Annotated in this window: 10 protein-coding genes and 1 riboswitch; of the genes, 4 read left to right on the top strand and 6 right to left on the bottom strand. The window is 42.0% G+C overall.

The window, feature by feature from the left end:
- Positions 1–55: 55 nt before the first annotated feature.
- The 3 genes from N5909_RS05500 to N5909_RS05490 all read right to left on the bottom strand — a co-directional run bounded on the left by N5909_RS05500 (position 56) and on the right by N5909_RS05490 (position 4,073).
- Positions 56–1,378, bottom strand: a complete 1,323-nt coding sequence (locus N5909_RS05500) for an alanine/glycine:cation symporter family protein (RefSeq protein ID WP_271630955.1) — start codon at positions 1,376–1,378, stop codon at positions 56–58.
- A gap of 90 nt (positions 1,379–1,468) precedes the next feature.
- Positions 1,469–1,557, bottom strand: a riboswitch (glycine riboswitch).
- Between the two features lie 199 nt (positions 1,558–1,756).
- The gene (locus tag N5909_RS05495; RefSeq protein WP_271630954.1) at positions 1,757–2,815 is read right to left on the bottom strand and encodes a DUF6287 domain-containing protein; all 1,059 of its coding nucleotides are present in this window, start codon (positions 2,813–2,815) and stop codon (positions 1,757–1,759) included.
- 73 nt (positions 2,816–2,888) lie between these two features.
- Positions 2,889–4,073, bottom strand: coding sequence for an endo-beta-N-acetylglucosaminidase (locus N5909_RS05490; RefSeq protein ID WP_271630953.1), 1,185 nt, complete (start codon positions 4,071–4,073; stop codon positions 2,889–2,891).
- 213 nt (positions 4,074–4,286) lie between these two features.
- Here N5909_RS05490 and N5909_RS05485 point away from each other — a divergent pair, with 213 nt between their 5' ends.
- Positions 4,287–5,216 carry a helix-turn-helix domain-containing protein gene (locus tag N5909_RS05485; RefSeq protein WP_271630952.1) on the top strand — a complete coding sequence of 310 codons (930 nt, stop codon included), beginning with the start codon at positions 4,287–4,289 and terminating at the stop codon, positions 5,214–5,216.
- Between the two features lie 49 nt (positions 5,217–5,265).
- On the opposite strand, the gene N5909_RS05480 is transcribed toward N5909_RS05485, so the two are convergent.
- The 3 genes from N5909_RS05480 to zapA form a co-directional block, all read right to left on the bottom strand.
- Positions 5,266–7,602 carry an endonuclease MutS2 gene (locus tag N5909_RS05480; RefSeq protein WP_271630951.1) on the bottom strand — a complete coding sequence of 779 codons (2,337 nt, stop codon included), beginning with the start codon at positions 7,600–7,602 and terminating at the stop codon, positions 5,266–5,268.
- A gap of 103 nt (positions 7,603–7,705) precedes the next feature.
- Entirely contained in the window at positions 7,706–8,254 is a 549-nt protein-coding gene (locus N5909_RS05475) for a CvpA family protein (protein ID WP_023945607.1), read from the bottom strand.
- On the bottom strand, positions 8,251–8,553 hold the full coding sequence (zapA, locus tag N5909_RS05470) for a cell division protein ZapA (protein ID WP_271630949.1): 303 nt from the start codon (positions 8,551–8,553) through the stop codon (positions 8,251–8,253). The genes N5909_RS05475 and zapA overlap by 4 nt, the downstream gene beginning before the upstream one ends.
- A gap of 86 nt (positions 8,554–8,639) precedes the next feature.
- On the opposite strand from zapA, the gene rnhC reads away from it, so the two are divergent.
- The 3 genes from rnhC (at position 8,640) to N5909_RS05455 (ending at position 12,734) form a co-directional block, all read left to right on the top strand.
- Entirely contained in the window at positions 8,640–9,521 is an 882-nt protein-coding gene (rnhC, locus tag N5909_RS05465) for a ribonuclease HIII (protein ID WP_271630947.1), read from the top strand.
- A gap of 3 nt (positions 9,522–9,524) precedes the next feature.
- Positions 9,525–10,139, top strand: a complete 615-nt coding sequence (lepB, locus tag N5909_RS05460) for a signal peptidase I (protein WP_084864825.1) — start codon at positions 9,525–9,527, stop codon at positions 10,137–10,139.
- Positions 10,140–10,373: 234 nt separating this feature from the next.
- Entirely contained in the window at positions 10,374–12,734 is a 2,361-nt protein-coding gene (locus N5909_RS05455; protein ID WP_271630945.1) for an ATP-dependent RecD-like DNA helicase, read from the top strand.
- Positions 12,735–12,779: the final 45 nt, after the last annotated feature.

The raw sequence follows: 12,779 nt of genomic DNA, 5'->3' as shown, positions 1-12,779 counted from the left end.
GCACTGATAGAAATTTTTTATGAAAGCAAAAAATCACACGAGCTGTGTGATTTCATTATTTATTAAAATACTTTTTAGTCTCAGCAATAACGACTGGCGATAAAACTAAGAGGGCAATCAAGTTAGGCAGAGCCATCAAGGCATTGACAATATCTGCGATAATCCAAACCATATCCAACTCGATAAATCCTCCCAACAAGACCATGAGTACAAAGACCACACGGTAGAGCCAGATAAAGCGAACCCCAAAGAGGAACTCGAAACAGCGTTCTCCATAGTAGTTCCAACCAAGAATCGTTGTAAAGGCAAAGAGCACAAGGAAGATTGTTAAGAGGGCAGGTCCAAAGTGTGAAAAGACTGTTGAGAAGGCTGACTGAGTCAAGGCAACTCCATTCAAATCACCACTCCAAACACCAGTTACCAAGATGGTTAAACCAGTCAAGGTACAGATAATGAGGGTGTCAATAAAGGTTCCTGTCATGGAAATCAATCCTTGCTCTACTGGTTCGTTTGTCTTAGCTGCAGCTGCTGCAATGGGAGCAGAACCTAGACCAGATTCGTTCGAGAAAACACCTCGCGCTACACCATTTTGAATAGCCATTCGAATGCTAGCACCGGCAAATCCACCGACCGCAGCAACAGGACTAAATGCTGATGTCAAGATTAAAGCGATTGTAGCAGGAATTTTTCCAATATTAAAGAAAATAACTGTAAGAGTTCCCAAAATATAGATGATGGCCATAAAAGGAACAACAGTAGTTGAAACCTTTGAAATGGACTTGAGTCCACCAAAGACTGCAATTGCTACAAATACAGACAACACAAGAGCTGTGATAGCTGGCGAAATAGTCGTTGTATTTTGGATAGATTCTGTAATCGAGTTAACTTGAGTGAAGGTCCCGATTCCCAATAAAGCTACTAACACACCTGCCAGGGCAAAGAAGATGGCAAGGGGACGCCACTTTTCTCCCATCCCTAGAAGAATATAGTGCATTGGGCCTCCCGCTACTGCACCATGGTCGTCCTTGGTGCGGTATTTGATCGCCAAGAGTCCTTCCGCATACTTGGTAGCCATCCCAAAGAAAGCAGCCATCCACATCCAAAAAAGGGCACCTGGGCCACCAACCTTGATAGCAGTAGCCACCCCGATAATATTCCCCGTACCAACTGTCGCTGCGAGGGCTGTACACAGTGCCGCAAAGCTAGATACATCACCGTGTCCCTTGTCCTTGATAAAAATAAGTTGAAAGGCCTTAGGCAAACGCAAAACCTGCAAAAGTCCTAGACGAGCAGTGAGGTAAATTCCTGTTCCGACCAATAAAATCAGGAGGGGAGGACCCCAAACAAAAGCGTCTATTGATTTAAGCAATTCTAACATTCTATTCTCCTATCTTTTCAACCCCAAAAGAAAGAGCACATGCAAGATACATGTACTCTGGAATGCTTAGATAAATGCTAAAAAGCGGTCTATCCTAGCTCTGTCCTTTTACCTGAGAGTTTGAGCAGTTGCCTGCCTTGCCCCTTCGGTGCCTTTACGGTCTCTCCAGAGTTCCGTCCATTTACAGTCGTGAAAAATCAAACGATTCCCCACTTCTATTAAACTTCATTCGGTGTTGGTATTTAATTGATTCTTATTTTACAAAAAATGTTGGCTTTTGTCAATGAATTTTGGGAAAATCTTATTTGACTCTGTAGAAAAAGATTGAGCATTCCCCTGTGCGTGAGGTGCTATTAATTAAATGAATATATTTCACTCCTAGTCTACACGATATAAGAATTGTTCTGGTTTATTATGTACTGGAAATGAAGCACGATAGAGAATTCTATCTTTACTAATATCCGAAGCGTCTGATATTAATCCATCCATTGATGTCTCATCAGGTATTCTAACACCTGCTGGTATGAATTGAATAAAGACTCCAAAAGATGGACCTGAGTAGCGAGCTCGTAGAAACTCATTTACTATTTCTGATTCTGCAAGGTCAACTTTAAATTTCTCTGGCGCTATCAAGCCATCTTTACTAAAGACTAAGTCTTCTCCTCCGTGACCATTACTCCATCTTCCTTCAATACTAGAGAAATCCCCATTTTTTATGGCGTTTATATCCATTTTCCCAGATGCAGTTTTGCTAGTTGAAGATGATGTCTCAGCTGTCCCCTTATCTGCACTTGCTCCTCCTGGAAGTTTATCAGAAACAGATTTCCAGCTTAAGGTCTCTAATGAAATGGGAGAACCTACTCCAAGCTCCTCTAACTCTTGAGCTTCCTTGACCTTCACCAAGGACTGACCGTCCTCACTAAATTGATAGTGGGCATAGATGTGACTCGTTGCTGTACCAGCTCCACGATAGAGCAAAGAATTGTCTGGCAAGATACCGACTGTCATTCTCTCACCAATCTGGTCTAAACGATTTTCTTGATTGGTCAGACGAATCACCTTTCCATCTTTCAAAGTACGGATATCAAGTAAACTCTTTTCGCCACTCTTCATTTCAAGAGCAAGTAAAAGTTCATCCACTCCGTCGTTATTCAAATCTGTCTTGTGGTAAACCACATCTGTGTAAAAACCTTGAGAAGACTTTACTTGACTAGCTAGGGGATTGACATCCATACCAGTCGGCAAGGTGCCTTTAGCTACTTTTTCGTAGTCATCCAAAACCTTATTGTAGTAACTGTAGTCCATCTCTGGAGTCGCTACAGATGTATCTGATGTTGAGCTAGATGTTGGTTCAGCGCTTTTATTCCAAGGTAGAAACTGACAGCCTCCCAAAACCAGTGTCAGTAAAAGCGTTGTGGCTAATAAAAACTTTTTCATTTTTTCTCTCATTCATTTTATCTAAAAGATAGGTCCTAAATCAAAGCGTTTAGGACCTATTACTCAAATTATGTTAGCGAACCCACTTACCTGATCCATCTACACGATAACCATCTGGTGTGCGTTCATTGACAGCCATCTTACCGTTTGACTTGAGATAGTAATCACCTACCCAAGTGTTACGAGCGTAACTGCCTTCTGCTGTCAAGTAGTAATATGATTTGTAGCTACTATCGTAGACCCACTCACCTTTAGCCATCTTACCATTTGACTTCAAATAGTAACTACCTGACCAAGCGTTGCGAGCGTAGCTTCCTTCTGCTGTTAGGTAGTAGTATGAACCATAGTTTTTATCGTAAATCCATTCACTTTTAGCCATCTTACCATTTGATTTAAGATAGTAATTACCCACCCAAGTATTGCGAGCGTAGCTTCCTTCTGCTGTCAAATAGTAGTATGAACCATAGTTTTTATCGTAAATCCATTCACTTTTAGCCATTTTACCATTTGATTTAAGGTAGTAATTACCTGACCAAGCATTTTGAATATAGTTTCCATTCACATTGATAAAGTAGTAGCTATTGTAATGAACATCGAAAACCCATTTGTTAATGACTTTTTGACCATTTTGGTAGTATGAGTTACCGGACCAGCCAGTTTGAACTGTAGGTGTTGGTGTTGGTGTCGGTTTCTCTTGTTTTGGTTTCTCTTGTTTTGGTTTTTCTTGTCTTGGTGTTGAAGATACTAGACCTGCAAACTTTTCATCTTTGATTCTAAAGACAGGAGATTCACCTCTGTATTTATGACGAAGTTTTGTCTGAGGATCGATGTAAAAATCAGCTTCATAGGCTTCATATTTATATTCACCATCAGGAATCGAGCCATAAACGTCAATGCTACTTTTTGTTAAATCATAGGATCTCAATTTAACACTCGCTTCGGTGTCATCATCCACAACCTCTTTTGTTTTAGCATTAACCAGCCTCGTTTTTACAAAAATAGAATCTTGTTTATGATACCAATTGTCAACAAAATTAGGATTAACACTATCAGTTGAAAATTTAATAGAAACACCCTTGTTGTTATTATAACCAACCAAACTTAAATCAACTTTATGGTCGACATTCCCTACTGCAATAATATCATCAGCCTGCACTGTTTGTGCTGAAAAAGGTAGAACTCCTGCTGTATCTACAAGAGAGACCAAACCTAATGTTGCAGCCGCTAGGCTAGTCACTAAAACTGTTTTTGACTTCATATTCAAAAATCTCCTTTAAAATTTTATTGTTTACGGTTACAGTATAGCATGGACCTTACTAGATTTACGAAAAACGAACCTATATTTACCCTTATTATATAATTGCTCTGTTCTCGTCAAAAAAAGGGAACTATATTTACTTTTTTCTAAAAAACACCTTAAAAATTGGTAGAATTATGTTAGAATGGAAAAAAGGACTCGAGGAGATTTAGGATGCAAGATGAAAGTGTGTATGGATTAGTCTATAAAGCTATTCGTGAGGAAAGAGGGTTTACCCAGAAGGAAGCTGCTGGAACTACAGTGACTCCTCACTTTTTACGTCAGTTTGAGCAAGGGAAATCTCGGATAACCATTCAAAAATTTGAAGAGATTCTTTCTAATATTGGAATTGATAAAGAGACCTTTGATAGTCTCAAAACGCAGATGTTTCCAACTGAATTTCATAAATTACAGGCTCAAGTTGCTGATTTGGCCTATAAGCGTGAATTTAAAAAGATCATTAGTTTGATTAATCAACCCATGGAAAATCCTGGAATCGCTGAACACTATGTGATTGCCAATCGTGTAGTCAATAAATTTGCTATCGCAAACATCATCGGCGATTCTTTTCTGACTCCAAAAGATTATCAAGAACTAGAATATATAAAGAACTATCTTAGTGAATTGGACGATTGGAATAAAATTGAGGTGAATATCTTTTCATCTATCCTCCCTCACTTTTCAATCGAATTTTTAGACTACAGACTCTACCACTTATTGGATACTCTAAAAAAACAGACTGAATACCATTCAATCCGTACTGCTGACTACTATATTGCCTGCTTAAGAACTGCTATCAAGCATTACTCTGTTAATGGCTATTATGATAAAGCTGAAAATCTAGCATTGAAGACCTTGGAAGTGATTAATACTTTCCCTCTACTGAGTACCAAGATGACAGAGATGATTAGCATTTCCATGGAACGTGCTAATAATTTTCTCAGACAAGACGATGTCAGAGGTCTAGAACTTGCTAAGCATATCTTTGCCAGTCTTGATCACTTTGAAAAAATCTATCCAAATCAACTTCTGACTCGAATGAGAGAGGATTTCTTTGTTACTGTCACACAACTCAATCACACTGGACAGCCTTTAGATATATAATCTAGAAATCAAAAAAGCTTGAGGAAGCACATATTTCCTCAGGCTTTTCTTATCCTTTAAAGGTCACAATAGTTGCACCACTGCCTCCAGCATTTTGTGGGGCATAGCCGAAACTCTTGACATACTTGTTTCTTTGTAGGTATTTGGTGACACCTTCACGGATGACACCTGTTCCGATACCATGGATGATATCAACTTGAGCCATATTATTAAGCAAGGCTTGGTCGATAAAGGCATCTAGCTCATTCATAGCCTCTTCATAACGTTTGCCTCGAAGGTCCAGTCTGGCTTGTGGGCCACGACCAGAAGTTCGTTTCACGACATTGACCTGTTTCTTCTTGACTTGCTTTTCTTGCTGGGCTTGAACAAGGTCAAACTCTTTTTCTTCCAAGGTCATCTTGATCAAGCCGACTTGGGCTTCCCAGCGGCCGTCCTTAAGTTGACTGGTCAAGGTACCACGCTGTCCATAACTGAGAACCACGATATCATCTCCCACCTTTGGAGCTCGTTTTTTCTTGGCCTTTTGAAGGACCTTGTTTTTAGACAAGTCCACTTTTTCAGGAGCCAATTTTTTCAGCTTGGTCTTGGCTTCAATGATTTCGTGGGGCTTGAGTTGGGATTTGCTGTGGAGATTTTTGAGAATCTGGTCACTCTCACTGAGAGCCATGTCCACAATCTCAGCAGCCTGTTCACGCGCCTTATTAAGCTCGGTTTCCTTTTCACGATTGAACTCATTGTAGAGCTTTTTGAGAGCACGGTTCATTTTGAGATTTTCTTGCTCCACCTCACGGATATTGTCCAAGCGTTTGCGACTCTCTAGCGTCTGCTCTTCCAGTTGCTCAACAATCCGGTTGACATCATTGTCCTGATCAACCTGCTGACTGGCATCCCCTACGATAACTTCAGATAGGCCTAGACGTTTGGCAATTTCAAAGGCATTGCTTCGGCCAGGCACACCCTGCATAAAGCGATAGGTCGGGCGTAGAGTTGCAGTATCAAACTCCATGCTAGCATTTTGCACAAAGGCTGTCTCGATACCATAGGCTTTGAGTTCCGGATAGTGGGTCGTCGCCATGGTCTTGACTTGACGCAGGCGAAGGTCCTCCAGAATAGCCATGGCAAGAGCAGCTCCTTCTTGAGGGTCTGTACCAGCTCCCAACTCATCCAAGAGCAAGAGCGAATGCTGGTTGACCTTACCAAGAATATCCACAATATTGGTCATGTGACTAGAGAAGGTAGACAAGCTCTGTTCAATAGATTGCTCATCGCCAATATCAGCAAAAATTTCTTCAAAAATACCAACACGACTTCCCTTGTCTGCTAAAATCGGCAAACCAGACTGGGCCATAACCTGCGTCAAGCCCAGAGTTTTAAGCATGATGGTCTTCCCACCTGTATTGGGGCCTGTAATGACAATCGCTGTTAAATCTTGACCAAAATGGACATCATTTGCAACCGCATTTTTGACCAATGGATGGCAGACATGGAGCAGTTGAATCTCCTGATTTTCTGACAGCTGAGGTACGACTGCTTGTCCTTCTTGGATAAAGCGGACCTTGGCACGAATCAAGTCCAGATGGCCGATAATCCAAGCATCATTGGCAATCTCAGCCGCATGAGGGCGGACACGTTCAGAAATTTCTTGGAGAATGCGAAGCATTTCATAGCGCTCATCTGCTCGCAAACTAGCAATTTCTTCACTCAGTTTGACCACCTCACGGGGTTCGATATAGACGGTATTTCCACTAGCAGAAATATCATGAACGACACCAGCAATCTTATTGCGGTAGGTGTTTTTGACAGGTAAAACCTGACGGCCATTTCTGCTGGCAACGATTCCTTCTGTCAACATCTGCGCTTTTTGCTTGAGCAAATCTTGCAAGACATCGCGTACCTGACTCTCGCTATCATGGATTTTTCGACGGATTCGTGCCAATTCTTCACTGGCAAAATTTTCAATAAAACCTGCATCATTAAAGGCTTGTAGATTTCCTTGTAATTGCGGAAAATCGTGTAATTTCTCAAACCATAGGGCTAATTCTTCCAAGCTGACATTTTCCAGATTAGAATAAAAACTTTGCAGTTCTCGGCTAGCAAGAAGCACGCGCTTCAAGAGTAGGAACTCCTCGATATTGAGGTCCGCTCCCATCTCCAACCGCTTGCAGACTCCTGCGATTTCCTTGGTTGCAAGAATAGTAAAATGCGGTTGCTCGACGAAAAGAGCCTGCATTTCCTTCATCTCAGCAAAAGCCTGTTTGATTTTATCCGCTTTGGCAGTCGGAGCCAGCTGTCTCAATTGCTCCAAACCCTGCTCGGTCAACAAATGAGGTTCAAACAAGGCCTTAACCTTATTGAACTCTAATGTTTCTAATATTTTCTTATTCATCTTTATTTCCTTATCTTTGAATATCTAGGTGTGGTAGCTTTTTACATTCTGATAGATTCGAGTCAAATCTGTAAACAAAGGGCTAGGAAAATTCCTGCCCTTTTTATCCGATTAAATTTGTCACCCAGATTTGTTTGAGCCAACTGGTTGTTACTGGTATGCTCTGGATGATGTGTTTTGCGACGATACTCTTTTCAAGAGGATTTTGTATAGCTGCCATGGGGATGGTCGCCAAGATGGTCAAGGCCATTTGCAAGACAAATAAGGTCACCAACATGGACAAGATCCCTGCTGAAACTTGGAACAACTTACCACCCAGTTTTTTACTAGGAAGCAAATGTAACAAAAGACCAAGTAAACGACCGATACTATAGACAATCCCAAATACAAGCAAGTAGCCGATACCTGCATAAAAGACCTTATCCAGCTGAAAGAGTTGATCCGATGGGAAAAAGAAAGTCCCCTGACCTTCCTGCGGATTTGCATAAGGAAGCAATAAATGGAACTGTTCACCAAGCCCCTTGTAAAACTGACCAGCCATGAAAGCCGATGCCATGGCTGAAATCAGGTAATAAATCTGTAAGAGCAGGCCTCTCCGATAGCCGATATAAAATCCCCAAGCCAAGACCAATAGAAGAAGGAGTGAAATCATAAGGAATCCTCAATCTTGCTCTGTTCTTGCTTGCAAGTCACAAGCTTGTGACGGAGTTCTTCTAATTCTTGCTCCTTATCGTCAAATTCAATCTCACGGCTGAGCTGAGTTGACAAACAGTTAACTGCCAACAAAAGAGCGATTGTTTCATCATCTGCACTAGGCATTTGTTCTTTAATTGCTTGGTATTTTTCTGTCGCAACCTTGGCGATTTCCTCCATAAAGAGATTATCATGCTCGGTTGTCAAGGTTAATGATTTTTTCCCGAATGTAAATTTGAATCGATTTAGACTTGCCATAAAATTCACCTCACGATATTATACCAAAATTCGCTAATTTTGTCAGTTTTTACAAATTTGTCTGCTTTTATGGTACAATAGAAACTATGGCAAGTATAACACTCACACCAAGTGAAAAGGAGATTCAGGCTTTTCTTGAACACTATCAAAGCAGTCTGGCTCCCAGCAAGAATCCCTATATCCGCTACTTTTTGAGACTACCTCAAGCAACGGTTTCTATCTATACTTCTGGAAAGGTCTTGCTTCAGGGTGAAGGAGCTGAGAAATACGCCAGTTTCTTTGGCTATCAAGTTGTAGAGGAAACCAGCGGACAAAATCTTCCTTTAATTGGGACAGATGAGGTGGGAAATGGTTCCTACTTTGGTGGACTTGCAGTTGTGGCTTCCTTTGTCACTCCAGACCAGCATGATTTCTTACGAAAACTCGGTGTAGGGGATTCCAAGACTCTGACCGACCTAAAAATCCGTCAGATTGCCCCTATCCTCAAGGAAAAAATCCAACATCAGGCACTGCTTCTCTCACCAAGCAAGTACAACGAGGTCATCGGAGACCGCTACAACGCTGTTTCGGTTAAGGTTGCCCTCCATAATCAGGCTATCTATCTCCTCCTTCAAAAAGGTCTTCAGCCTGAGAAAATTGTGATTGATGCCTTTACCAGTGCTAAAAATTATGACAAGTACTTGGCACAAGAGGCCAATCGTTTCAGCAATCCTATCAGCTTAGAAGAAAAGGCTGAAGGCAAATACTTGGCTGTCGCAGTTTCTTCTATCATTGCGCGTGATCTCTTTCTGGAAAATCTTGAAAATCTGGGACGAGAACTGGGCTATCAACTTCCAAGTGGAGCTGGAACGGCTTCTGATAATGTTGCTAGCCAGATTTTGCAGGCCTATGGTATGCAAGGACTCAATTTCTGCGCCAAACTGCACTTTAAAAATACTGAAAAAGCGAAAAAACGCTTAGAAAGGTAAGTTATGAATTCATTTAAACATTTCTTAAAAGAGTGGGGATTGTTCCTCCTAATTCTGTCATTACTAGCTTTAAGTCGTATCTTTTTTTGGAGCAATGTTCGCGTAGAAGGGCATTCTATGGATCCTACCCTAGCGGATGGCGAAATCCTCTTTGTTGTTAAGCATCTCCCTATTGACCGTTTTGATATCGTGGTTGCCCATGAGGAAGATGGCAATAAGGACATTGTCAAACGTGTGATTGGAATGCCTGGTGACACCATCCGTTACGAAAACGATAAACTTTACATCAATGACAAAGAGACGGACGAACCTTATCTAGCTGACTACATCAAACGTTTCAAGAATGACAAACTCCAAAGCACCTATTCAGGCAAGGGTTTTGAAGGAAATAAAGGAACTTTCTTTAGAAGTATTGCTGAAAAAGCCCAAGCCTTCACAGTTGATGTCAACTACAACACCAATTTTAGCTTTACTGTCCCAGAAGGAGAATACCTTCTCCTCGGAGATGACCGCTTGGTTTCGAGCGACAGCCGCCACGTAGGTACCTTCAAAGCAAAAGATATCACAGGGGAAGCTAAATTCCGCTTCTGGCCAATCACCCGTATCGGAACATTTTAAGAGACCTAAGAGGCCGAGAATCAAGAATCTCAGCCTCTTCTTCTATCGTAAGAAGATGATTATTCTCTACCCAGTCTAACTAGGATAGAAACAAAGTTATACTCAATGAAAATCAAAGAGCAAACTAGGAAGCTAGCCGCAGGCTGTACTTGAGTACGGCAAGGCGAAGCTGACGTGGTTTGAATTTGATTTTCGAAGAGTATTAACTCTCACCTATTTATGCAAAGGAATCTTATGGAAGTTTATTTTTCAGGAACCATTGAACGGATTATTTTTGAAAATCCCAGTAATTTTTATCGTATCCTCCTCCTAGAAATCGAAGATACAGACGCAGAGGATTTTGATGATTTTGAAATCATTGTCACGGGTACCATGGCCGACGTGATCGAGGGAGAAGACTATACCTTTTGGGGACAGATTGTCCAGCACTCCAAGTATGGGGAGCAACTGCAAATCAGCCGGTATGAACGCTCAAAACCAACTAGCAAGGGATTGGTTAAGTACTTTTCAAGTAGCCATTTCAAGGGAATTGGTCTCAAGACAGCTCAAAAAATCGTGGATACCTATGGCGAAAATACCATTGACGAAATTTTGCAACACCCAGAAAAGTTAGAAGGCATCGCAGGACTCTCTGCCAAAAATCGCGAGGCTTTCGTTTCCACCCTTCATCTCAACTACGGAACGGAGATGGTCTTGGCCAAACTAGCCAACTACGGTATTCCCAATAAACTAGCCTTCCAGATTCAAGATTTTTACAAGGAAGAAACCCTTGATGTGGTTGAAAATTATCCCTACCAACTGGTCGAGGATATCAAGGGTTTGGGCTTTACCATTGCTGACCAATTAGCGGAAGAACTAGGTATCGAAAGTCAGGCTCCTGAACGCTTCCGCGCCGGTCTAGTTCATAGTCTTTTTCAGGCCTGTATGGAAACAGGGGACACCTATGTTGAAGCACGGGATTTGCTAGAACAAACCCTTACTCTCCTTGAGTCTTCCCGCCCCGTGGAACTGGATCCCAGCCAAGTGGCCCAAGAGCTCTCCTACCTAATTGAAGAAGACAAGGTTCAGCAGATTGATACCAAAATTTTTGACAACAGCCTCTTTTTCGCTGAGGAAGGCATCCGCAGTCACTTGGTTCGTATCCTTGAAAAAGGAAAACAGAAGAGTCATGATTTAAAAACCATTCAAAAACACATCGCTACTGTCGAAGAAGATTTGGAGATTGAGTATGATAGTATTCAAAAACAAGCTATTTGTGACGCTATCCAAAACAAGGTCTTTATCCTTACAGGGGGGCCTGGTACTGGTAAGACAACTGTTATCAATGGGATTATCGCTGTTTACGCCCTTTTGGAAGGACTCGACCTCAGGAAAAAAAGCAACCTACCTATTCTTCTTGCCGCTCCAACTGGTCGAGCTGCTAGGCGCATGAATGAATTGACAGGCTTGCCTAGCGCGACCATACACCGTCATTTAGGAATGACAGGTGACGATGACACCAGTCATCTGGAAGATTATCTGGATGCCGACTTTATTATCGTGGATGAATTTTCTATGGTGGATACTTGGCTGGCCAACCAACTCTTCTCCAACATCTCTTCTAACAGCAAGATCCTCATCGTGGGTGACAGCGATCAGCTACCGTCTGTCAGCCCTGGACAAGTTCTAGCTGACCTCCTTCATATTCCTTTGATCCCTCAGACTCGCTTGGAAAAAATTTACCGGCAAAGCGAAGAATCAACCATCGTCACCCTAGCTAGTCAGATTCGACAGGGTATCTTGCCAGCTGATTTCACCCAGAAAAAAGCAGACCGTTCCTACTTTGAAATTGCTAGTGGCCATATTCCAGCTACTATTGAGAAAATCTTAGGCGCTGCCCTCAGAAGTGGTATCCCTGCCCGTGATATCCAAGTTCTGGCCCCCATGTACCGAGGGACTGCAGGGATTGATGCTATCAATCAGCTCATGCAAGACCTACTCAATCCACCACAAAAAGACCAACTTAGTTTTGAAGCCCCCCAGTGCCACTATCGTAAGGGCGACAAGGTCATTCACCTGGTCAACGATGCTGAAATCAATGTCTTTAATGGAGATTTGGGAGCTATCACAGACTTGATACCTGGTAAATACACCGAGTCGAAGCAAGACGAGATTGTCATTAATTTTGATGGCAACGAGGTCTCTTACCCACGTAACGAATGGTACAAAATTCGCTTGGCCTATGCCATGAGTATCCATAAGTCCCAGGGAAGTGAGTTCCCTGTTGTTATCCTACCTATCACTAGTGCTAGCAGGCGTATGCTGGAGCGCAATCTCATCTATACAGCCATTACACGCGCCAAAAGCAAGCTTATCTTACTAGGCGAATTACAGGCCTTCGACTATGCTACTCAGCACATCGGAACAGCCCGAAAAACCTATCTGATTGAACGCTTCAGTGATTTATTGGAGAGAGTTGAAGAAAAGCAACCAGCTGTCTCTGAAACAGCCACATCAAGCGCCTCTGAACAATCCTACATCCTAACAGAAGAAAACTGGGACAGCATCCCAGCCATGATTGGGATTACAGACGCAGACCTCAAAGAGATTTTTTGAAAATAGTGCATAAGAAAACCCACCAATTCAGGTGGGATTTTTGTT

Source organism: Streptococcus gwangjuensis (assembly GCF_028156745.1).
Taxonomy (GTDB): Bacteria; Bacillota; Bacilli; order Lactobacillales; family Streptococcaceae; genus Streptococcus; species Streptococcus gwangjuense_A.
Note: the sequence above shows the minus strand (reverse complement) of the source record. Positions and strands in the feature narration are given on the sequence as shown.